Origin of the sequence: Pseudarthrobacter siccitolerans (assembly GCF_001046895.1) — a bacterium.
Classification (GTDB): Bacteria; Actinomycetota; Actinomycetes; order Actinomycetales; family Micrococcaceae; genus Arthrobacter; species Arthrobacter siccitolerans.
The window spans coordinates 21202-42939 of sequence record NZ_CAQI01000046.1; the positions used below are offsets into that span (position 1 = coordinate 21202).

At 66.8% G+C, this 21738-nt stretch carries 22 protein-coding genes; 7 read left to right on the plus strand and 15 right to left on the minus strand.

What is annotated here, in order from left to right; all coding sequences use genetic code 11:
- The first annotated feature begins 51 nt into the window (after window positions 1-51).
- From ARTSIC4J27_RS13405 to ARTSIC4J27_RS13415, 3 genes are all read left to right on the plus strand, one after another.
- Window positions 52-1179 (plus strand): DUF4439 domain-containing protein, encoded by a 1128-nt coding sequence (locus tag ARTSIC4J27_RS13405; protein ID WP_050055701.1) that lies wholly within the window; start codon window positions 52-54, stop codon window positions 1177-1179.
- Between the two features lie 116 nt (window positions 1180-1295).
- The gene (locus ARTSIC4J27_RS13410; RefSeq protein WP_050055702.1) at window positions 1296-2024 is read left to right on the plus strand and encodes a VIT1/CCC1 transporter family protein; all 729 of its coding nucleotides are present in this window, start codon (window positions 1296-1298) and stop codon (window positions 2022-2024) included.
- A 48-nt stretch (window positions 2025-2072) separates the two neighbouring features.
- Window positions 2073-3116, plus strand: coding sequence for an aminoglycoside phosphotransferase family protein (locus ARTSIC4J27_RS13415; RefSeq protein ID WP_050055703.1), 1044 nt, complete (start codon window positions 2073-2075; stop codon window positions 3114-3116).
- A gap of 97 nt (window positions 3117-3213) precedes the next feature.
- Here ARTSIC4J27_RS13415 and ARTSIC4J27_RS13420 read toward each other — a convergent pair whose 3' ends face one another.
- From ARTSIC4J27_RS13420 to ARTSIC4J27_RS13430, 3 genes are read right to left on the minus strand one after another with little or no spacing between them, the layout of a single operon-like run.
- Entirely contained in the window at window positions 3214-4605 is a 1392-nt protein-coding gene (locus ARTSIC4J27_RS13420) for a pyridoxal phosphate-dependent decarboxylase family protein (protein ID WP_050055704.1), read from the minus strand.
- Window positions 4606-4661: 56 nt separating this feature from the next.
- Entirely contained in the window at window positions 4662-5465 is an 804-nt protein-coding gene (locus tag ARTSIC4J27_RS13425) for a sulfite exporter TauE/SafE family protein (RefSeq protein ID WP_050055705.1), read from the minus strand.
- Window positions 5466-5473: 8 nt separating this feature from the next.
- Window positions 5474-7285: a proline--tRNA ligase gene (locus tag ARTSIC4J27_RS13430; protein WP_050055706.1), complete on the minus strand. Its 1812-nt coding sequence runs from the start codon at window positions 7283-7285 to the stop codon at window positions 5474-5476.
- 416 nt (window positions 7286-7701) lie between these two features.
- On the opposite strand from ARTSIC4J27_RS13430, the gene ARTSIC4J27_RS13435 reads away from it, so the two are divergent.
- The 3 genes from ARTSIC4J27_RS13435 to ARTSIC4J27_RS13445 are packed head-to-tail and all read left to right on the plus strand — an operon-like array spanning window position 7702 to window position 9970.
- A complete protein-coding gene (locus tag ARTSIC4J27_RS13435) occupies window positions 7702-8532 on the plus strand; it encodes an ABC transporter ATP-binding protein (protein WP_050055707.1) in 831 nt (276 codons plus the stop codon).
- An 11-nt stretch (window positions 8533-8543) separates the two neighbouring features.
- Complete coding sequence (locus ARTSIC4J27_RS13440; protein ID WP_083435480.1) at window positions 8544-9287, plus strand: ABC transporter permease; 744 nt, start codon at window positions 8544-8546, stop codon at window positions 9285-9287.
- Window positions 9284-9970 carry a TetR/AcrR family transcriptional regulator gene (locus ARTSIC4J27_RS13445; RefSeq protein ID WP_083435457.1) on the plus strand — a complete coding sequence of 229 codons (687 nt, stop codon included), beginning with the start codon at window positions 9284-9286 and terminating at the stop codon, window positions 9968-9970. Before ARTSIC4J27_RS13440 ends, ARTSIC4J27_RS13445 begins: the two co-directional genes overlap by 4 nt.
- On the opposite strand, the gene ARTSIC4J27_RS13450 is transcribed toward ARTSIC4J27_RS13445, so the two are convergent.
- The 8 genes from ARTSIC4J27_RS13450 to dxr all read right to left on the minus strand — a co-directional run bounded on the left by ARTSIC4J27_RS13450 (window position 9963) and on the right by dxr (window position 17120).
- Window positions 9963-10709 carry a hypothetical protein gene (locus tag ARTSIC4J27_RS13450; RefSeq protein WP_050055949.1) on the minus strand — a complete coding sequence of 249 codons (747 nt, stop codon included), beginning with the start codon at window positions 10707-10709 and terminating at the stop codon, window positions 9963-9965. The genes ARTSIC4J27_RS13445 and ARTSIC4J27_RS13450 overlap by 8 nt on opposite strands.
- A gap of 39 nt (window positions 10710-10748) precedes the next feature.
- Window positions 10749-11639, minus strand: a complete 891-nt coding sequence (locus ARTSIC4J27_RS13455; protein WP_050055709.1) for a GNAT family N-acetyltransferase — start codon at window positions 11637-11639, stop codon at window positions 10749-10751.
- Window positions 11602-12768, minus strand: a complete 1167-nt coding sequence (gene ispG, locus ARTSIC4J27_RS13460) for a flavodoxin-dependent (E)-4-hydroxy-3-methylbut-2-enyl-diphosphate synthase (protein WP_050055710.1) — start codon at window positions 12766-12768, stop codon at window positions 11602-11604. The genes ARTSIC4J27_RS13455 and ispG overlap by 38 nt, the downstream gene beginning before the upstream one ends.
- Before the next feature lie 28 nt (window positions 12769-12796).
- The gene (locus ARTSIC4J27_RS13465; protein ID WP_050055711.1) at window positions 12797-13090 is read right to left on the minus strand and encodes a YciI family protein; all 294 of its coding nucleotides are present in this window, start codon (window positions 13088-13090) and stop codon (window positions 12797-12799) included.
- 141 nt (window positions 13091-13231) lie between these two features.
- A complete protein-coding gene (locus ARTSIC4J27_RS13470) occupies window positions 13232-13744 on the minus strand; it encodes a hypothetical protein (RefSeq protein ID WP_050055712.1) in 513 nt (170 codons plus the stop codon).
- Window positions 13741-14487: a MarR family transcriptional regulator gene (locus tag ARTSIC4J27_RS13475; protein ID WP_235436678.1), complete on the minus strand. Its 747-nt coding sequence runs from the start codon at window positions 14485-14487 to the stop codon at window positions 13741-13743. Before ARTSIC4J27_RS13475 ends, ARTSIC4J27_RS13470 begins: the two co-directional genes overlap by 4 nt.
- A 98-nt stretch (window positions 14488-14585) precedes the next feature.
- Window positions 14586-15917, minus strand: coding sequence for a M50 family metallopeptidase (locus ARTSIC4J27_RS13480; protein ID WP_050055713.1), 1332 nt, complete (start codon window positions 15915-15917; stop codon window positions 14586-14588).
- An 18-nt stretch (window positions 15918-15935) separates the two neighbouring features.
- On the minus strand, window positions 15936-17120 hold the full coding sequence (dxr, locus tag ARTSIC4J27_RS13485; protein WP_050055714.1) for a 1-deoxy-D-xylulose-5-phosphate reductoisomerase: 1185 nt from the start codon (window positions 17118-17120) through the stop codon (window positions 15936-15938).
- Window positions 17121-17268: 148 nt separating this feature from the next.
- Between dxr and ARTSIC4J27_RS13490 the strand changes: the two genes are divergently transcribed.
- Window positions 17269-18735 carry a lipase maturation factor family protein gene (locus ARTSIC4J27_RS13490; protein WP_050055715.1) on the plus strand — a complete coding sequence of 489 codons (1467 nt, stop codon included), beginning with the start codon at window positions 17269-17271 and terminating at the stop codon, window positions 18733-18735.
- Here ARTSIC4J27_RS13490 and ARTSIC4J27_RS13495 read toward each other — a convergent pair.
- Genes ARTSIC4J27_RS13495 through ARTSIC4J27_RS13510 form a run of 4 tightly spaced genes read right to left on the minus strand, consistent with a single transcriptional unit; the run spans window position 18732 to window position 21716 of the window.
- Window positions 18732-19571, minus strand: coding sequence for an HpcH/HpaI aldolase/citrate lyase family protein (locus ARTSIC4J27_RS13495; RefSeq protein WP_050055716.1), 840 nt, complete (start codon window positions 19569-19571; stop codon window positions 18732-18734). The genes ARTSIC4J27_RS13490 and ARTSIC4J27_RS13495 overlap by 4 nt on opposite strands.
- Window positions 19568-20131: a MaoC family dehydratase gene (locus ARTSIC4J27_RS13500; protein WP_050055717.1), complete on the minus strand. Its 564-nt coding sequence runs from the start codon at window positions 20129-20131 to the stop codon at window positions 19568-19570. The genes ARTSIC4J27_RS13495 and ARTSIC4J27_RS13500 overlap by 4 nt, the downstream gene beginning before the upstream one ends.
- The gene (locus ARTSIC4J27_RS13505) at window positions 20128-20892 is read right to left on the minus strand and encodes a CoA transferase subunit B (protein ID WP_050055718.1); all 765 of its coding nucleotides are present in this window, start codon (window positions 20890-20892) and stop codon (window positions 20128-20130) included. Before ARTSIC4J27_RS13505 ends, ARTSIC4J27_RS13500 begins: the two co-directional genes overlap by 4 nt.
- A 2-nt stretch (window positions 20893-20894) precedes the next feature.
- On the minus strand, window positions 20895-21716 hold the full coding sequence (locus ARTSIC4J27_RS13510) for a CoA transferase subunit A (RefSeq protein ID WP_050055719.1): 822 nt from the start codon (window positions 21714-21716) through the stop codon (window positions 20895-20897).
- Window positions 21717-21738: the final 22 nt, after the last annotated feature.

Genomic DNA, 21738 nt, shown 5'->3' on the forward strand with positions numbered 1-21738 from the left:
CGGTTCATTGGTGCACGGGGTTTCCCCTTCGGCGTGACACCATGGTCTGTTGTGAAAGACGACAACCAGGAAAACCGCCCGCGGACGCGCTATTTCCGGTACGCCGTTTTTTCGCTCACAGCCCTTCTGGTCCTCAGCCTGGGCTTCGCCCTGATCCCGGCTGAACCGCCCGCTCCCGCGGAACCGCCCTTCTCCGAGCAGGCCCGGGCCGCCGCGCTGGAGCAGACACTCGAGCTCCGGTCCGCCGGAATGGACCTGGCCGCTTCCGGCGCCGGTGGAACCGCCGGCAGCCCCCCGGACGGCGGTGTGGACCAGGTTGTGACGTTGCTGACCATCCAGGCCCGGGCGCTGCTGCTGCCAGGGAACGCGGCATCCGCGGAGGCCGCCACCCTGCCGTCCGCAGCGTCGCCCGCAGCGGCAGGGTCACCTACCGCGGCTTCCCCATCCCCCAGCGCCCCTCCCGTAGTGACAGTCGCGGAATTCGCGGCAAAGCTCGCCGCCAGCGGCCGGCAACGCCTCAAGGACGCGGAAACGGCCGACGGCGGCATGGCACGCCTGCTTGCCGGCGCCGGGACGGCGCAACTCCTGGCAGCCGAACGGCTTGGTGCGGCAGGCGCCCCTGAAACAGAACCACAAGGGACAGAAGCACACGGGACAGAACGTCAAGCCTCCGCGTCGGCGCCCCCGGCCTGTCCTGCCACGCCTTCCCCTGGCACCCCCGCCTCCATAGCCCCGCTTGCCGCCGCCGGCCTGGGAGCCGCCCTCGTCGCAGCCGCAGGCGCCGAACTGGAGACGGTGTACGGCTACCAGGCAGCACTCACCCGCCTGCCTCCGGAAGCCGCGGGGCCGGCGTCGGAATTCCTGGCGCAGCACCAGGACCTCGCCGACCAGGCCGAGGACTACGGGCGGATGCTGTGTGTGACGTTGCCGCCCCAGCCGCCGGGATACGTCCTGGACCAGGAGTTCCTCGACGCCCCCGCGGCCGGACTCGCCGGGCTGGAGGCTGATACCTTGCCGTCCTACGGCGACGTTGTGGCCCTGGCGGAGGGGGCCACCCGGGACTGGGCCCTGTCCGCCCTGCAGGAAGCAGCCCGGCGCGCGCAGCACTGGGGTGGCGGCCCGGATCCCCTGCCGGGCCTGGTGCTGGACGAAGGGCAACTTCCGCAGCTGCCGCAGTGACGGCAGGCGTCCTTCCGGTGAGGAGGGGCAACTGACCCGACCTGTCATCAGGAGGTTTCGCCGGCGGTGCCGGTGCGGAGCTGGCAGGGCCGCATGCCTGATGGTTTGCTGGTGGGATGGACACAGCAGCCGACTCCTCATTCCACGCGAATGAGCCCCACCACAACGACCTGGCCCAGCGCCTGAACTGGCTGCGCGCCGGCGTCCTCGGCGCCAATGACGGGATTGTGTCCGTGGCAGCGATCGTGGTGGGCGTGGCGGGAGCAACTGCCGCTTCGGGCCCCATCCTCGCGGCAGGAGCGGCGGGGCTGGTGGGTGGCGCCGTCTCAATGGCCCTTGGCGAGTACGTTTCGGTGAGCAGCCAAAGCGACAGCCAAAAAGCCCTGATAGACAAGGAACGCCGCGAGCTCGCCGAAGAACCTGACGTGGAACTGGCTGAACTTACGGCGATTTACCAGGCCAAGGGCCTGAGCGAGGAAACGGCCGGGAAGGTGGCGGCGGAACTGACCGCGCACGATGCCCTGGCCGCACACCTTTCCGCGGAGCTGAACATTGACGAGGACGATATCGTCAGCCCCTGGCATGCCGCTTTTGCCTCGGCGGTGTCCTTCGTGATCGGGGCGGCCCTGCCCATGCTGGCCATCCTGCTTCCGCCGCCGGACGTCCGGGTCCCGGTCACCTTCGTCGCGGTGCTCCTGGCGTTGGCGCTGACGGGGGCGTTGGGCGCCTGGATAGGGGGCGGCTCCAAGTTCCGCGCGGCTGTCCGCGTGGTGGCGGGCGGAGCACTTGCCCTCGCCGCCACCTTCAGCATCGGCAACGTGCTGGGGGCCACGGGAGTGGTCTGACGCCGGACCTGCCGTACGGGGCGCGCGAATGGACTTACGCTGGAACTGATGATCCAGCCCGCGGTAGTACCCATCCCTCCGGACCTCACTGCCCGCTACACCCGCAGCAGTGCCGGACGCGCATGGCTCGCCTCCCTGCCGGACCTCATCCAGGGCCGCCTCCAAAACTGGCAGCTGGCACCGGACCTGCTGCCCGGCGCCCTGCCCTGGAACGGCCACGGCGGCATCGTCATCCCGGTGCGGCAGCAGGACGGCACCCCCGCCGCCCTCAAGATCGCCTTTCCGCACGACGAAGCCAGGGTGGAGCGGCACGCCCTGGCCCTCTGGCAGGGCCGGGGTGCGGTAGCGCTGCTCGCCTCCGACGCCGGCACCTGCGCCATGCTCCTGGAAAGGCTCGACGGCGAACGCTCGCTCAGCACCGTGCCCATGGAAGACGCCGTGGTGGTCTGGGCCGGACTGGTCCGGCAGCTCAGCCTCACCCCCGACGACCGGCCGGAGTGGTTTGAGTTCGAGCACATTGCTGCCCGGGCGGAACAGTGGAGCGATGACTTGCCCGCGGACTGGGAACAGCTGGGCCGGCCCTTCCCCCGGTGGCTCCTCGAAGCCGCCCTGGAGGTATGCCAGACCCGCGGAGCGGTGGGACGGCGTTCTGCCCGCGATGCCCTGGTCCATACGGACCTGCATTACCTCAACATCCTGGCGCGCCCGGCTGATCCTGCCGGGCATGGGCTTCCGACGGCGGCCGGTTACGCCGCCATCGATCCCCAGCCAATGATCGGGGAGCCTGAGTTCGCCGTGGCGCCGCTGCTGTGGAACCGGCTGTCCGATCTGCCGTTGGACAACGCTGCAGCCGGACTGCGCCGGCGCTGCGCCGGGTTCAGCTCCGCGGCCGGCCTGGACCCTGACGTAGCCCGGCAGTGGGGCATCGCCCGGGAGGTGGCGAACGCCTTGGCGTACGCGGGCAAACCGAACCACCGCGGCGACCTGGCCCGTTCCCTTTGGGTCGCCAGCACCCTTGCCGGCAGGACGCTGGACGGCCTGCCGTCCGCCCACCGCCTCCCCGAGCCCGGGGAAGCCGTGGGCGCGCACTGAAAGTTTGCCTCTCGCTTGATTGGGCAGGCCGGTGATCAACCAGGCCCCGCTCAAACAGACCCCGGTCAGCAGGCCCCCACAAGCATGCAGCCGTTGATCAGCCGCCCCGCACTGATTCAAGGGCCGAGCCTACGGCAGCCACGGCAGTGGCCACCTCTGCTTCGGCTGTCTGCCAGTTGCTCACGGACACCCGCAGGATGTCCCGGTCCCGCCAGCGGGAGCCGGACATCCACACCCTGCCGTCCTCGATGATGCGAGCGGTCACCGCACGGGTGGTGTCGTCGTCGCCGAAGGCCACGCTCACCTGGGTGTACTCGACGTCGTTCAGCACCTCCACGCCGTCGAGCCCGGCCAGCCCTGCCGCGATCTCCGATGCAGCGGCCGCCAGCCCCTGTACCTGGGCTGCCACGCCGTCGCGGCCCAGGCTCTTCAGGGCCGCCCACACCGGCACGCCCCGGGCACGGCGGGACAGCTCCGGGACCTTCTCGAACGGGTCTCCCGGCCCTTCGGCGTCATGGATCAGGTAGCTGGTGTGCAGGCCCATTGCGGACCGAAGGGCGGAGGCGTCCTGCACGATCGCGATGCCGCAGTCGTACGGCACGTTCAAGGTCTTGTGCGCGTCGGTTGCCCACGAATCAGCGTCCTCGTAACCGCGGGTCAGGTGGCGCAGTTCGGGTGCAGCTGCAGCCCAGAGGCCAAAAGCGCCGTCGATGTGGACCCAGGCGCGGTGCTCCCGGGCGACCCGGATGGCTTCAGGGAACGGATCAAAAGCGCCGGAATGGAGGTTCCCCGCCTGCAGGCAGACGAGGGCCGGGCCGGTCCCTTCAGAAAGCGCGGCTTCCAATGCCGCGGGAATGAGCCGTCCCTGGTAGTCCGCGTCCACCACCACCGGCCTGCCCAGCCCGAGGTACCGGAGGCCGAGGTCCACGGTGTCGTGCCGTTCCCTGCCCACGAAGCATCGGATGCGGGGAGCGCCGGACAACCCGTCGCGGTCCAGGTCCCACCCGGCGTCTGCAAGCAGCCGCCACCGCCCCGCTGCCATCCCGGTGAAGTTGGCCATCGTGGCTCCGGTGACAAATCCGACGTCGGACCCGCCGGGAAGCCCCAGCAGTTCCAGCAGCCACGCTCCGGCGCTTTCCTCGATGGCGGCCATGGCGGGGGTGGCGTAGCGCAGTCCGGCGTTCTGGTCCCAGGCGCTGACCAGCCAGTCGGAGGCAAGGGCCGCGGGCAGGGTTCCGCCGATCACCCAGCCGAAGAAGCGGCCGGACGGCATGGCCATAAGCCCGGGTTCGGCTGTCCGGGCAAGGAGGTCCACCACGTCCGCTGCGGGCATCCCGGAGTTTGGCAACGGCCCGCCGAACGCCCCGGTGAGGTCATGGGCCGGGAGGAGGGGGCCAACGTGGCGGTCTGGAAGGCTTCGAAGCCATGCCGCGGCATGGCCCGCCGCTGCGGATAAAGCACTCGAGTACTCGTCGTCACCGTGGCGCATATCTGCATGCTACGCCCGCCCGTTCCTCGTCACGAGGGCCGGTACTCCCCTGCCCGCTACCCTTGTTGGGCGAAGTTTTCCTGCCAGACGTCGTAGCCGAGCTTGATGATGAGGGCAGCCACCACCACGAGGAAGACCACCCGGACGAACTTGCTGCCTTGCGCCACCGCAGTCCGGGCACCCAGGTATCCGCCGGCCATGTTGGCGGCACCCAGCAGCAGGCCCAGGGCCCACAGGATGGAGCCGTGCGGCAGGAAGAACAGCAGCGCCCCCGCGTTGGTTGCCATATTCACGATCTTGGCCTTGGCGCTGGCCTCCAGGAACGCGTACCCCATCGCCGAGACCAGGGCGATGACCAGGAAGGAGCCGGTGCCCGGGCCAATCAGGCCGTCGTAGAAGCCGATCACGGCCCCGATCAGGCAGGCCACCACATAGTGTTTGTGGCCGTCGTGCCGGAGCGCGGTGATGTGGCCCTCGTCCGGTTTCAGCGCCGTGAACAGTGCCACTGCCACGAGGGCGGCGACGATGATGGGTTTGAAGACACTGGACGGCAGGTTGGCGGCAAGGACCGCGCCGCCAAAACTGCCGGCCAGGGCAATAACAGCCATCGGCACGGCCGTCCGCAGGTCCGGCCCCACCCGCCGGTAATAAGTGACGGCGCTGGTGGCGGTACCAAAGATGGATCCCATCTTGTTCGTGGCCAGCGCCTGGACGGGGGTGATGCCCGGCACCAGCAGCAGGGCGGGAAGCTGGATCAGCCCGCCCCCGCCCACTACTGCGTCCACCCAGCCGGCAGCAAAACCGGCAACCACGATCAGGACCAGTGTTGTCAGCTGGATGGACTCAAGCCCGGGGAGCACTTCCGGGGTCAGGAGGCGCGGACAGCGTTGACCACGTAGTCAACAGCCTTGTCCACGGCGACGTTCTCGGCTTCGCCGCTGCGGCGGTCCTTGATCTCCACCACGCCGTCCACCAGGCCGCGCCCGACGGCGAGGATGGTGGGGACGCCCACGAGCTCGGCGTCGCCGAACTTGACGCCGGGGGAAACCTTGGGCCGGTCATCAAGCAGGACGTCGAGGCCCGCGGCTTCAAGGTCCGCAGCGAGCTGTTCGGCGGTGGCGAAGATGTCTTCGCCCTTGCCGACGGCCACCACGTGGACGTCCGCGGGCGCCACGGCGCGGGGCCATACCAGGCCCTTGGCGTCATGGTTGGATTCCGCAAGTGCTGCCACGGCGCGGGTGACGCCCACGCCGTAGGAACCCATGGTCACCGTGACCTGTTTGCCGTTCTGGTCCAGGACCTTCAGTTCCAGGGCTTCGGCGTACTTCCGGCCCAGCTGGAAGATGTGGCCCATCTCGATGCCGCGGGCTGTTTCCAGGGGTCCGGAGCCGTCCGGTGCGGGATCGCCTTCGCGGACCTCAGTGCATTCGATGACGCCGTCCCAGGTGAAATCCCGGCCGGCCACGAGCCCGAACACGTGCTTGCCCGCTTCATTGGCGCCCGTGATCCAGGCGGTGCCCCTGACGATGCGGGGGTCCACGAGGTAGAGGAGCTTCGTGGCGCTTTCGGCGCCCAGCAGCGGTTCGTCCAGTGTCAGCCCGGGTCCAAGGTAGCCCTTGACGATGAGCGGCTGCTTCTTGAGGTCCTCATCGTTCGCGGCTTCCAGCCCGATCTCCCCGCCGATGGGCAGGAAGGATCCGATGTTCGCTTCGACGCGCTTCAAGTCCACGGCGCGGTCGCCCGGCACCCCGATGACCACAAGCTGGCGTTCACCGGTGGGCAGGGTAACGGCGAGCACCACGTTCTTGAGCGTGTCCGCCCCGGTCCAGGCGCCGCCGTCGGCCTCCGTGCGCGGTGCCAGCTGGTTGGCTGCGGCCACCAGCGTTTCGATGGTGGGCGTGTCCGGGGTGTCCAGCACCTCGGCGGCGGGGGCACCGGTGAAGTCGATTTCCGCAGGAGCCACCGTGGTAACGGCTTCAACGTTGGCTGCGTAGCCTCCGGCGGACCGCACGAACGTGTCCTCGCCGATGTCGGTGGGGTGCAGGAACTCTTCACTCTTGGACCCGCCCATGGCGCCGGCCGTAGCAGTGACCGGGATGACCTCCAGGCCGAGGCGCTCGAAGATGCGCAGGTAGGCGCCGCGGTGGGCAGCGTAGCTGGCGTCCAGGCCGGCGTCGTCCACGTCAAAGGAGTAGGAGTCCTTCATGATGAACTCGCGGCCGCGCAGCAGGCCTGCCCGGGGACGGGCTTCATCGCGGTACTTGTTCTGGATCTGGTAGAGGCTGAGCGGGAGGTCCTTGTACGAGGAGTACAGGTCCTTGACCAGCAGCGTGAACATTTCCTCATGCGTGGGGGCCAGCAGGTAGTCCGCACCCTTGCGGTCCTGGAGGCGGAACAGGCCTTCGCCGTACTCGGTCCAGCGGTTGGTGGCCTCATAGGGTTCACGCGGCAGGAGCGCCGGGAAGTGGACTTCCTGAGCTCCGATGTTGGCCATTTCCTCGCGGATGATGGCCTCGACTTTCCGCAGTACGCTGAGCCCCAGCGGGAGCCAGGTGTAGATCCCGGGGGCAGCACGGCGGATATAGCCCGCCCGGACCAGGAGCCGGTGGCTGGCCACCTCGGCGTCGACGGGATCTTCACGCAGCGTGCGCAGGAAAAGCTGGGACAGTCTTGTAACCACGGGTGGATATCCGTTTCTGGGGAGGTGCTGGATCAGCAGGGCCGGACAAATTCGTCTGGGTACTAATCTACCGGCACTGGACGCCTGGCCCCGATTCCCCTTCGGAGCACCTGCCCTCCCGCGGACACAGTAGAGCCACGCCCGGAAAACAAAGCCCCTGGCCCCCCTCGAGGCTGGTCATCGTATCCGGGCGTGGCTCAACGCCGTTATCGCCTAAGTACTGGTGAGGACTGGTGAGACCGCCCACGCCACTCCAGCGCAGCTAGATCGAACCTAAGTGATAGGGGCCACATATATCAAGTACTTTTCGATCCGCAGCTGTTGATTACCACCAAATGCAGGCCTAAATTTAATTCATCAGGTGATGAATTACGGGCCTGCCGGCCCCAGCGACCTGCAGTTCAGCGGAGGCGGCCATGTCACGTCCGGCAGTGGAGAACACAGAGGAAACGAACGACGGCGGGGCGGTGGCGGCCAGCGCCCTGACGGTAGTGCGGGGACGCGTTCACGTCCTCCGCGCGCTGGACTTCGCCATTCCCGCCGGACAAATCACTGGGCTCCTTGGGCCGTCCGGAAGCGGGAAAACCACGCTGATGCGCGCCATCGTTGGAGTGCAGCGCATCACCTCAGGCTCGGTGCGGGTTCTGGGGCAGCCTGCCGGCAGCAGCCAACTGCGGCACCAGGTGGGCTATGTGACGCAGTCTCCGAGTGTCTATCCGGACCTCACCGTCGAAGGCAACGTCCGCTACTTCGGGGCCATGCACCGTCAAGGGGCGGCCGACGCAGCGGAGGCGATTGCCGCCGTCGGGCTTGAACGCCAGGCACGGCAGAAGACGGTGGACCTGTCCGGCGGCCAACTCAGCCGGGTGTCCCTGGCCTGCGCCCTGGTGGCCCGTCCGCGCCTGCTGGTGCTGGACGAACCGACGGTGGGACTGGATCCCGTGCTGCGCGCGGATCTCTGGGCCCGGTTCCGTGACATGGCCGCGCAAGGGACAACGCTGCTTGTATCAAGCCACGTCATGGAGGAGGCAAGCCACTGCGAGTCCCTGCTCCTCCTGCGGGAAGGCCGGCTGCTTGCCCAGCTCACACCCGCAGAGCTGAGCCGGCGCGGACACAGTGCCGACCTGGAGAAAGCCTTCCTGCACATCATCCAGGAGGCCGGGCAAGAAGCGGAGCCTGCTGCCGGGGCCACAGCACGGGACAATACAACCCGGGACAATACAACCTGGGACGGGAGCGTGCGGTGATGGATGTCCTGATGATGTTTGCCACCACCCGCCGGGTGCTTGAGCAGCTGCGGCACGACCACCGGAGCATCGCCATGATCCTGGTGGTTCCGGCCCTGCTGCTCACGGCCGTGTACTTCCTTTACGAGAACGAGACGCTGCCGCCCGGGGTGCCGCGCACCTTCGACCGCGTGGGACTGATGATGCTCGCCATCTTCCCGTTTGTGGTGATGTTCCTGGTCACGTCCATCACCATGCTGCGTGAGCGGACCTCGGGAACCCTGGAGCGGCTGCTCACCACCCCCGCCCATAAAGGGGATCTGCTCTTCGGCTACGCCCTGGCGTTCTCCATCATGGCCGCACTGCAGTCCCTGGTGGCTACCGCAGTGGCCTATTGGATTTTCGATCTTGATATTGAGGGCCCGCCTGGCTTCGTGGTCCTGATCGCAGTCATCAACGCCGTCCTGGGCGTGGCCCTGGGCCTGCTGTGCTCAGCGTTTGCCCGGACCGAATTCCAGGCCGTCCAGTTCATGCCGGTAGTGGTGGTGCCCCAAATCCTTCTTTGCGGGCTGTTTGTGGCGCGCGACCGCATGAATGACGTCCTTGAGGCCATCTCGAATGTTCTTCCCCTGACGTTCTCCGTGGACGCCCTGCAGGAGATCGCCGCAAACCCCGAGGCTACCGAACGGATGTGGCAGGACGCGGCCATCATGGGCGCCATTGTGCTGGGCGTCCTGGTGCTGGCCTCCCTGACGCTGCGGAGGCGGACTGAATGACCGTGCCGGAGGGAAACGCCCGGCCGGAGGGGAACGCCCTGCCCCGGGTCCGTCCGCTGCCGAAGGGTGATCCGCTGCCGGCACGGCGGGGGCGGCGCGGCGGAACAACGGCGTCCCGGGACAGGATCCTGGAGGCGGCCCGGCGCCTGTTCGCCGAGCATGGTTTTGAGGGCACCAGCCTGCGGCAGGTGGCCCGTGCGGCGGGGGTGGATCCCGCCATGGTCCACCATTTTTTCAACGGCAAGGACGAGCTCTTCGCCCTGAGTGTGGAACTCCCCGCCGACCCGGAGGAGGTGCTGGCAGGTGTTTCGTCCGCACGTCCCGAGCAGCGGGCCGAGTTGATCGTCCGCGCAGTCCTGCGGCTCTGGGAAGGTCCGGCCCAGCCGGGCCTGGTGGCGTTCCTGCGGGGCACCCTGGGCTCAAAAGCGCGGACGGCGCTCCTCCGCGAAGTGGTGACCCGCACTGTGGTCAGCAGGATCATGGCGGGAGTGCCGGGTCCGCCCCAGGACGTTGCGTTGCGTGGGGACCTGGTGGCCACCCAGATGGTGGGACTCATGATGGTCCGCTACGTGGTGAGGCTGGAACCCCTCGCCTCGGCCGCACCCGAGGACGTGGTCCGCCTGGTGGCTCCGAACGTACAGCGGTACCTCACCGGCGAACTGGGCCTAGGAACGGCTACTTGACCAGCGCGGCAGCTGAATCGAGCAGTGCGCCGGTACGCACAACAGTCTCTGCTTCGCTTCCACCACCGGAAGCCACGGCCGTGAGCACAACACCCTCGTGGATGGCCTGGGCGGTGATGATGGACTGCACCTGGCCATCGGGCATCTCAGTTTCCGTCCGGTAGGCAACGGTATTTGGCAGCCCGCCCACGCCGTTTACAGTCGTGATGGAGACCGGCACGCTGACGCCCGAAATGGTCACTGTCATGTTCGCGCACTGCTCAAGTTGGGCGGGGCGGCCGGTAACGCCGCCAAGGGTTGCCTCGTCGAGCCCGGACAGCAGGGACAAAGCCATGACGGCCCCGGTACTGGTGTCCGTGCTGACGCCCATGGCCGTGGCAGCCCCGTCCATGGCCGGAACGGTGCTGGACGTTGCGAGTTCCAGGCAGGCCGCAGGTGCCACTTCGAGCGACGACATCATGTCCTTGGACTGCTCCAGTGCGGCGGTCACGTCCGCTTCGGGAAGCACGGTCAGCCTCCGGTCAGCCGGGTCCCGCACCTGCCGCACAATGGCCGCCAGGTCGGCACTGGTAAACGCCTTGGGAACCGGAGTGGGTGTGACTGTGGGGGTGGCAGTGCCAGTTGCACTTTCCGCTGCTGAAGCGCCATTCACCGGGGTGTCCACCGGCCCTGCACAGGCCGGAATGGTCAACGCGAGTAGGGCTGTGGCCGCGAAAGTTCCCAGCGCAAATGTCTTCAATTTTTCCCCCAATTTTTTCTGCCGGTATTTGGCAGCCAGCTAGAAAAGAACTGTAGCGAACGTCCCGACCTGGCGGAAGCCGACCCGCTCGTAGGTGGCACGGGCCCGCAGGTTGAAGCCGTTGACGTAGAGGCTGGTGATGGGCGCGACTTTCCGGGCTTGCTCCACCACGGCGGCCATGTATCCGGCGCTCAGTCCCTGGCCCCGATAGAGCGGGTTCATCCACACGCCCTGGACTTGGGTGACCTCGGAGGTGACAGCGCCCAGCTCGGCCTTGAACACCACCTCGCGGCCGTTGTTCAGGTGCACCAGGGAATGGCCTTGGCGGATCAGCCCTTCCACCCGCCGGCTGTAGAACTCCCTGCCGCCCAGGAAGGGGGAGTACCCCACTTCTTCCTCGAACATGGCGGCGCAGGCGGGAAGGATGCGGTCAAAGTCGGCCAGGCTTCCCAGCTCAAGGCCGGGGTTGGGTTGAATCGACGGCGGGCCCTCGATAGTCATCAGGGGCTGCTCCGCACGGACTTCGTGGGCCCGGTGGCCCAGTTCCACCAGTTCGGCGTGCAACGCCAGGACGGCCTCCGCCGGGCCAAAGGCTGAGGCGTACCGGCGGCCGGAGGTGTTGGCCACTTCCGCCACCACCCCTGCAAGTTCGGGGTCCAGCTGGACCGGAACCAGGTTGGCCCCTGCCCAGCACGCACCCACGAGGACGCCGTCGTCGAAAACGCCAATGACGCCGGCGCCGCCGCTGGTGGGCGCGGCAGTGCCGGCGGCACGCAGGTGGGCAAGGATAAAGACGTTTGTGACCGGATCCTGCTGCGCCAGCATCCTGAGCGCAGCAGTATCCGTTCCGTCCAGGGTGCGGACGGAAAGTCCCGGAGGGTCGGGAACGTCCTTACGAGACGCTAACCACGGGGCTACCCTTGACAGCATCTTCGCCATCGGCCTCCCCCATCTCTTCCGCGATACGCATGGCCTCTTCGATCAGTGTCTCAACAATCTGACTTTCGGGCACAGTCTTGATGACTTCACCCTTCACAAAGATCTGGCCCTTGCCGTTGCCGGAAGCAACGCCAAGATCTGCCTCGCGGGCTTCACCGGGTCCATTCACCACACAGCCCATCACCGCAACACGCAGCGGGATCTCCATGCCTTCCAGGCCGGCGGTCACCTGTTCTGCCAGGGTGTACACGTCCACCTGGGCCCGGCCGCAGGACGGGCAGGACACAATCTCCAGCTTCCTTGGGCGCAGGTTGAGGGACTGGAGAATCTGGTTGCCCACCTTGATTTCCTCCACCGGCGGGGCGGAGAGCGAAACCCGGATGGTGTCGCCGATGCCCCGCGAAAGGAGCGCGCCGAAGGCCGTGGCGGACTTGATGGTTCCCTGGAAGGCCGGGCCAGCTTCGGTCACACCGAGGTGCAGCGGCCAGTCGCCCTTTTCCGCCAGCATCTCGTAGGCGGCCACCATCACCACGGGGTCGTTGTGCTTGACGGAGATCTTGAAGTCGTGGAAGCCGTGCTCTTCAAACAAGGACGCTTCCCAGACCGCGGACTCAACCAGCGCCTCGGGGGTGGCCTTGCCGTATTTCTTGAGGATGCCCGGCTCCAGCGAACCTGCGTTCACGCCGATGCGGATGGACGTCCCGTGTTCGCGGGCGGCCGCGGCGATTTCCTTGACCTGGTCATCGAACTTCCGGATGTTTCCGGGGTTCACGCGCACGGCGGCGCACCCGGCTTCGATGGCTGCGAAGACGTACTTCGGCTGGAAGTGGATGTCCGCGATGACCGGGATCTGGGACTTTTTGGCAATGATGGGCAGCGCCTCGGCGTCGTCCGCTGAGGGGCACGCGACGCGGACGATGTCACAGCCGGACGCGGTGAGTTCCGCGATCTGCTGCAGCGTGGCGTTGATGTCGGTGGTGGGCGTGGTGGTCATGGACTGCACGCTGATGGGGAAATCGGAACCGACCCCCACAGAACCGACCTTGATCTGGCGGGTCTTGCGGCGGGGGGCAAGGACGGGCGGCGGTGCTGAAGGCATTCCCAGGCTGACCGAGGTCACGTGGACTCCTAAATCGAAAGGTGGGTGGCTACGCGGCGAGGCCGGCCAGCATGCCGGTGATGGGAGACCACTCCGTGATGCGGGTTCCGGCAATAACCCCGGCAGCCGCGAAGGGGTCCTGCTTGAGGATCGAGTTCAGGGCGGCCTCGTCTGCAGCCTTGAAGATCAGCAGCGCTCCCGCTCCGTCACCGTAGGGCCCGCTCGCCAGGATGGCACCGTCCTCTGCCAGGCCGGCAGTCCATTCCCGGTGGGCCGGGCGGGCCTCATTGCGGGCTTCGGTGGAATCAGCGGCATAAACGTACTCAACGGCAAAAACTGTCATACGGCTACCCTATCGCCCTGCCTGCCGTTGCACGCACCTGAACAGCCCAACGGGATTCTTCCCACACCCCACCGGATTTGTCCCCGCAATTTTGTTTCCGGACGTGTGCCACCAGGACGTGTGGTCTGGGGACATGCGACCCTAGGACAGGAACAGGACTTTGACGGCGGCCGCTGTTCCGGCCGCCCAGAGCATGGAGGCCAGGGTTCCAATGATGAAGCGTTCGGCTGCTACGGGCGTTTCCTTTAGCTCCGCGAACCTTCCCAGACCTTTGATGGCCACGATGTAGGCGATGGCCACGGGCTGCCCGGTCAGGATGGCCAGGCAGACCCCAAGCCTTTCCAGGATGCCGATAATTGCCCCGCCGCGCAGGATGCGCTGGGTTGGCGCCGGCGGCTCCGCAGCAGAACCGGCCGGCGGCGGCGCGTCAGTTGCCGCGGTCAGCTCATCGTCCACGCTTTGCGTTTCGGCGTGCGGGGCATCAACGGTGACGTCGGCGGCGGGATCCTCCGCTGCCTTCCTGGCCTCTTCCGCTGCCTTGGCGGCATCTGCCCTGTCGTCGATGGTCCGGGCGAGCCGGAACACGAGGGCCGTCACGGGCCAGCCGGCGAAGCCGGCCACGAGCAGTGCTGCGGTGATCCAAAGCGCGGTCACGTGTCTCCTTCATCCCGGTACCCGACTGGCTCTGGCCCGGGCAGGGTTGGGTCTGGTTTGTCTGGCCCTGGCCGGGCTGGCTCGCCGCCGGTAATCCGGCTCTGCGCATACTCCAGCAGCATGGCTGCTGCCGGCCTGGCTGCCCATTCTTCCTGCCAGCCGGAGCGGAGGACGGCACGGCTCACCGATTGCTCCGTTATTCCCAACTCCCGGGCCACCTGCTTCTGGCTGCCGTGCTTGCCATCAGCGGACTGCAGGGCGCGGAGACTGTCCACTACCCTCCACTGGGCCTGTGTACGCTGCTGGACCAGGCGTCCGATCAACCGAAGCACCGCCTGGGCATTCGAGCCGGCCATGGCACCTTCCTTGGCTTGGGGCGGGATGTTCCTGCCATGGCCCATAGTGCCCGCCACCACTGACAGCGGCACTTGGCCCGCAGCACCCTTCGCCAGTTCCACGGCTTTGCGGGCGGCAACAAAAGCACTTCCGGATCCTTCGCGGGGGCTTGCGCCCGGGGCGAGCTGCACCACACCGATACCGATCCCGACATACCAGTGCCCGTCCCGGAGTGCATGCAGGGCGATATCCACGACCTCTTCGGGTTGTTCCACCACGCCTTGGAGTTCGTCCCCCACGGAGCGTTCAAAGCGCCCCTGCGTGAGGCCCAGCAGCCCGGATATCAGTCCAGGCACCCGGTCGATGTCGGCGGTGCTGCCCCGCTGGTCAATGGTGAGAACGAACATGCCCTAACCGTACGCAGCTGATCCACGATAATCAATCATAAATGGCTGATTATCTGATATCAGCCGATATTGGCTGATGAGTGGAAATCAGCTGTTTATCAGCCGAACAGGTTCACCGGCTTCACGATGTCGGCATAGATGAGGAGCGCGCTCATCCCCATCAACAATGCAGCCACCACGTAGGTCACCGGGAGGAGCTTGGCGATATCGAAGGCTCCAGGATCCGGTTTGCCGAACAGCCTGGCCACCCAACGCCGGGCGCCTTCGTACAGCGCACCGGCCACGTGGCCGCCGTCGAGCGGCAGCAGCGGAACCAAGTTGAAGACCGCCAGCGCAAAGTTCAGCCCGGCCAGCAGCCCGATCAGGGTGGCCACCCGCGACTGGACGGGGACTTCCTCCATGGCTGCCACCTCTCCGGCCACCCTTCCGACGCCCACCACGCTGATGGGGCCGTTGGGGTCGCGCGGTTCCTCGCTGAAGGCGGCCTTTGCCACGCCAACAACCCGCGCCGGGAGGTTAAAGATCACACCCGCCACCTGCTTGATGTTCTCCCCCGCCATGGGCAGGACGGACGACGCCGGCTGGGGCACCAGTTCCGTCTGCGCGCCAATGCCCAGGAAGCCGACGTCCTGGTACAGGAGGTTGCCGCCGTCGTCCGTCGCCTGCCGGCCGTCCACGCCGATGATGGGCCGGGCGGACAGCACGGGGGTCACCGTGGTGGACACGGGCGAGTCGGCCCGCTCAACGGTGATGGCCACCTCGCGGCCGGCGGAGGCACGGATCCACTCGGTCAACTGGTCCCAGCTGGTGACGGTCTTCCCGTCGAAGGAAGTGACGGTATCGTTCGGTTTCAGGCCGGCCGCGGCCGCCGGGGTGAGCTGGCAGTCGGCCGAATCCGGGTCCACTGTTTCACCGGCAGCCACCTGGCACTTGGAAACATCGGCGATGGTGGTGGTGGCCGTGGCGAAGCCGAAACCCATCAGCAGGACGGCCGTCAGGATGACGCCAAGGACCATGTTCATGGCCGGACCGCCCAGCATCACGATGATCTTCTTCCACACCGGAAGCCGGTAGAAAACCCGGTTTTCGTCGCCCGGGCCCACCTCCTCGTGCGCCATCGACCGGGCTTCCGTGGCCAGGGTCTGGAACATTCCTGTGCTGGAGGGACGAACGGTCCCGTCCTCCTTGTTGGGCGGATACATGCCGATCATGGACACGTAACCGCCCAGCGGAATAGCCTTCACGCCGTACTCGGTTTCGCCTTTCCGCCGTGACCAGAGGGTGGGACCAAAGCCGATCATGTACTTGGTGACGCGAATCTTGAAGAGCTTGGCGGGCAGGAGGTGGCCCACTTCGTGGAGCGCGATGGAGGCCGCGATGCCGATGGCTACAAAAACGACACCGAGGACAAAGAGGAGAACGGGGGTCATGGAGGTGCTTGCTGCTTCCTAGAGACTGCTGACTGCTAAACGTTCATTGGCGCGCGCACGTGCCCAGCTCTCAGCATCCAGTACGGATTCCACTGTCAGCCCGGAAGACCCTGGGTGTTCGCTGAGAACGGCTGCGATGGTGTCCACGATGTCGGTGAACCGGATGCGTCCTGCGTGGAACGCCGTGACGGCTTCCTCATTGGCGGCGTTGAAGACCGCAGGGAAGGTGCTGCCCTGCTTGGCGGCGTCCTTGGCGAGGTCCACCGCAGGGAAGGCGGCGACGTCCAGGGGCTCGAAGGTCCAGGTGGCGGCCTGGGTCCAGTCGCAGGCGGCGGCCGCTTTGGAGACCCTGTCCGGCCAGCCCAGGCCAAGGGCTATGGGAAGGCGCATGTCCGGCGGCGATGCCTGGGCGATGATGGATCCGTCGATGAACTGGACCATGGAGTGCACCACGGACTGGGGATGGACCACCACGTCGATCCGGTCCAGGGGCACATCGAAGAGCAGGTGGGCCTCGATGACTTCCAGCCCTTTGTTGACGAGGGTGGCGGAGTTGGTGGTGACCATTACGCCCATGTCCCACGTGGGATGGGCGAGCGCCTCCTGCGGCGTGACATCGTGGAGCTCCTCCCGGTTCCGGCCCCGGAAAGGACCGCCGGACGCTGTGAGGATCAGCTTCTCCACCTCGCCGGCCGAGCCCGAACGCAGGCACTGGGCAATGGCCGAATGCTCCGAATCCACGGGGACGATCTGGCCTTCGCGGGCTGCAGCCTTGACCAGTTCCCCGCCCACAATCAGGGATTCCTTATTGGCCAGGGCCAGGGTTGCGCCGGATTTCAGCGCCGCGAGCGTTGGTGCGAGTCCAATTGATCCGGTGATGCCGTTGAGCACCACGTCAGCTTCCAGCTCCGCGATCCTGGTGGAAGCGTCCGGCCCGGCAATGATCTCCGGCCGGTAGCCGTGCTTCCCGGCTGCGGCGGCCGCGTCATCGATCAAGGCAGCCAACCGGCCGGGATCACCGGACGCAATGCCTACAGCCGCGGCACCGGTGTGCACCGCCTGGCGGGCCAGGAGTTCGAGGTTGCCTCCCCCGGCGCTGAGCGCCACCACCTCGAAAAGATGCGGGGCGCCGTCGACGACGTCAATCGCCTGGGTGCCGATGGAGCCGGTGGATCCGAGGAGGGCGATCTTGCGTGGCTGCATCCGTTAAGTATCGCGCACCATCCCTGACCCCCGCGCCCTGACGGAATGGGCTTTGACCCAGCGCTCCTTGATTCGCCGGTCCTTGACCCCATGCTTCTTGGCGCCACCGCTGCTTGACCACAGGACGGCCGGGCGTAACGTGGATTGCGTGGACTGGCTCACGTGGTTTGATGCCCCGGAATACGAGTTCGCCCGGCAGGTGCTGCAGCGCGGGGTGGCAGCACTGTATTTTGTTGCGTTCCTGTCCTCCCTGAACCAGTTCCCCGCCCTGCTGGGTGAGCGGGGCCTCCTGCCGGCGCCGGAGTACCTTTCCGGGTTCAGCCGTTTGCGCCGGCCCACCCTTTTCCGCTGGCGCTATTCGGACCGGCTGTTGCGGGGGGTCTGTGCGGCAGGGCTTGTGATCTCCGCCCTGCTCGTTGCCGGCATCCCGCAGGCAGGGCCGCCGTGGGTTCCGCTGATTGCGTTCCTGGCCCTGTGGCTGCTCTACATGTCCATCGTCAACGTGGGCCAGACGTTTTACGGCTTCGGCTGGGAGATGCTCCTGCTGGAGGCGGGATTCACGGTGGCGTTCCTGGGTTCAGACCAGACCGACCCGCCGCGCACCATCCTGATCCTGATCGTGTGGCTCGTGTTCCGGCTGGAATTCGGTGCGGGCATGATTAAGATCCGCGGCGGCAGGGAATGGCGGGACCTGACTGCCCTCTACTACCACCATGAGACGCAGCCGATGCCCGGGCCGCTGAGCCGGCAGGCACACCTGCTGCCCAAGCCGCTTCACAAGGTGGAAGTACTGGGAAACCACTTCGCCCAGCTGGTGGTGCCCTTCTTGCTGTTCGCGCCGCAGCCTGTTGCCAGTGTGGCAGCCGCGGTGGTCATCCTCACCCAGCTGTGGCTTGTGGCCAGCGGGAATTTCGCCTGGCTGAACTGGATTGCCATTGTGCTGGCTTTCGCCGCGGTGAGCGATCCGGTGGCTCACGCCGTGTTCCCGGTGATCCCGCTGGACTGGCACGGCGGCGGCGCGGACCGGGAGACCCCGCTGTGGTGGCTGGCCATCACTCTGGCTGCCACCTTGCTGCTGCTGGTCCTCAGTTACTGGCCGCTGCGCAACCTGTTCTCCAAGCGCCAGTTGATGAACGCCAGCTTCAACCGGTGGCAGCTGGTCAACACTTATGGGGCGTTCGGATCGGTGACGAAGCAGCGCATCGAGATCGTGGTGGAGGGCACGCTGGACCACGCCCCGGACGATTCTTCGGACTGGCGCGAGTACGACTTCAAGGGCAAACCGGGCGACCTCCGGCGGGTGCCCCGGCAGTGGGCTCCCTACCACCTGCGGCTGGACTGGTTGATGTGGTTCCTTCCGCTGCGGACAGTCCACGAGGAGTGGTTTTATGCCTTCCTCGGCAAGCTGCTGGAGGCGGACCGCCAGACGCTGCGGCTGCTCAGGCATGATCCGTTCGACGGCGTGGCCCCGCATCTGGTGCGCGTGCGCAGCTACCTCTATCGGTTCTCAACCCGGAAGGAGTTCCGGGAAACGGGGAACCGTTGGGTCCGGACGCTGGTCCATGAACCGATTCCGCCCGTATCGCTACGGGGATCCAGCGGGCGAAGGCGTTAGACGCGCTCGCCTTTACGTCGAAGGATCGATTCTGCGTGCTTGAGGATGGGCCCGTCGATCATCTGGCCCTTGTGTTGGAAGACGCCCTGTCCCGCAGCTGCCGCGGCCTGCAGCAATTCCGTCGCAGCGGAGACTTCGGCTTCGGACGGAGCGTACGCTTCCCGGACCACCGCTGCCTGGCCGGGGTGGATGCAGGCCTTGGAGCTGAACCCGGAGGCCACGGCGTCCGCGGCTTCGGCTGCCAGTCCAGCCAGGTCCGGGATGTTGGTGTAGACGGCGTCCACCGCTTCCTTGCCGAACGCCCTGGCGGCGATGAGGACTGTGGAACGGGCATGCAGCGCGACGGCCCGGTAGCCGCCGTCGTCCGTCCTGCTGGAGGTCCCGCCCAGTGATGCCAGCAGGTCCTCGGCGCCCCACATCAGCGCCACGACGTTGGGGGCTGCCGCGATGGCGGGAGCGTTCAGGACCCCGGCGGCTGTTTCGCACAGGGCGATCACCTGGTAGCCGGCCAGGGCTTCGAGCTGGGCGGCGTTCTCGGCCTTGGCGAGCATAACCGTCCGGTACGGAGTGTGGGCCAGGCAGTGCAGGTCCTTCTCGAACTCCTCCGTGCCTGACGGATTGACCCGGATGATGGTCCGGCTGGGATCCAGCTCGGGTGCGTCGCCGGCGGCTCCGAGCTGGGCCAGGATGGCACCGCGGGCACGCTGCTTGTCCGCCGGGGCCACGGCGTCCTCAAGGTCGAGGATCACGGCGTCCGCGCGGGTGGCGGCCTTCTGGTAGCGCTCCGGCCGGTCAGCAGGGCAAAAAAGCAGGGCGGGGCCCATCACAAACGTCATACCGGTATTGTGCCCCTTTCGCCGCCCGACTGCTGCCGGTGCGCGTCGCGGGTCCAGATCAGGCAGCTGCGCGTGGCCAGTGCCACCACCGTGCCGTCCTGGTTGCGGCCGGTGTGCTCCATGGTGACAATGCCCTGGCCGGGCCGGGATGAAGAGAGCCGCTTCCCGCTGATCACCGTCCCGGTGTACAGGGTGTCACCGTGGTACAGCGGATGCGGGAAGGAGACGTCAGTCAGGCCAAGCTGGGCGATGATGGTTCCCTGGGTCAGCTGCGAGACGGACTGGCCCACCATCGTGGCCAGCGTGAACATCGAGTTGACCAGCCGCTGGCCGAACGGCTGCCCGGCGCTCCAGGCCGCATCAAGGTGAAGCGCCTGGGTGTTCATGGTGAGGGTGGTGAACAGGACATTGTCCGCTTCGGTGACGGTCCGGCCGGGCCGGTGGGCGTACAGCACCCCTTCTTCCAGTTCGTCGAAGTACAGCCCGCGCTGCTCGATGACGCGCTGCTCCCCCGGGCTGGAGGCGTTGGTTGGGCCGCCCGAAACTCCGTTCCCCGTCATACCGTCAGTTCCCGGTCTTCCTCAAAAAGTTCGGCGCCGGTGGCGGCAGCCACTTCCTCCACCGAGACGTTGGGCGCCAGTTCCCTCAGCACCAGCCGGGAACCTGAATCATCCGCCACAAGGTCGATGACTGCGAGGTCGGTGATGATGCGGTCCACGCAGCCTTTGCCGGTCACGGGCAGGGAGCACTGCTTGACGATTTTGGGGTTCCCGCTCCGGTCAACGTGTTCCATCATCACAATGACCTTCTTGGCGCCGAACACCAGGTCCATGGCCCCGCCCATGCCCTTGACCATCTTCCCCGGGATCATCCAGTTGGCCAGGTCACCGTTCTGGGCCACCTCCATGGCGCCCAGGACTGCGACGTCCACATGGCCGCCGCGGATCATCCCGAAGGACATGGCGGAATCGAAGAAAGCCGCGCCCTTGTTGACCGTGACAGTTTCCTTGCCCGCGTTGATCAGGTCCGGATCAACGGCATCCTCCGCGGGATAAGGGCCGACACCGAGGATTCCGTTTTCGGAATGCAGCACCACTTCAACACCGGCAGGAATGTAGTTGGGGATCAGGGTGGGCATGCCGATGCCCAGGTTCACGTACTGGCCGTTGCTGAGTTCGCGGGCAACCCGGGCGGCCAGTTCATTCCTGGTCCAGCCTTTGGCGCCCGTGCCGTCTGCCGCCATTTCATGCTGCTGGGCCGCCCGCCGGTACTCGGGCCGGACGCCTTCGGGACGCGGGGCGTAGGGGCTGTTCGGGTCCATGGCTAGGCTCCTGCCTGCGGGTTGCCGCTGATCTGGCTGGACGCGTTCGGGTGGCTGCCGTTCCCGGCCCCCGGCGCCAGGGAGACCGTCCGCTTCTCGATGCGTTTCTCCGCGTTCGCGGCCACCACTACACGCTGGACGAAGATGCCGGGCGTGTGGATGTGTTCAGGATCCAGCTCACCGGGTTCCACGAGCTCCTCCACCTCCGCAATGGTGATCCGGCCGGCCATGGCGCACAGCGGGTTGAAGTTCATGGCGGTGGCGTGGAACACGAGGTTCCCGTGCCGGTCGCCCTTCCAGGCGTGGACCAGACCGAAGTCCGGGGTCAGCGCCTCTTCCAGCACATAATCCACGCCGGCGAAGGAGCGTACCTCCTTGGGTGCGGATGCGATCGCAACCCGGCCCTCGGCGTCGTACTTTTGCGGCAGGCCGCCTTCGGAAACCTGCGTGCCTACGCCGGCCTTGGTGTAGAAGGCCGGGATGCCGGCGCCGCCGGCGCGCAGTTTTTCGGCGAGCGTTCCCTGGGGCGTCAGAACCACCTCGAGTTCCCCGGCCAGGTACTGCCGGGCGAACTCCTTGTTTTCGCCGACATAGGAGCTGATGGTGCGGCGGATCCGGCCGTCGCGCAGCAGGATTCCCAGGCCCCAGTCGTCCACTCCGCAGTTATTGCTCACCGTTTGCAGCCCCGAGGTTCCGGCCTTGTGGAGGGCGTCGATGAGGGTAACCGGGATACCGCACAAACCGAATCCGCCCACGGCCAGGGATGCTCCCTCCGGGATGTCCGCCACAGCCTCCTCCGCGGTGGCAACAACCTTGTTAATCATCGGTGATCCTTTCAGGCCGGCT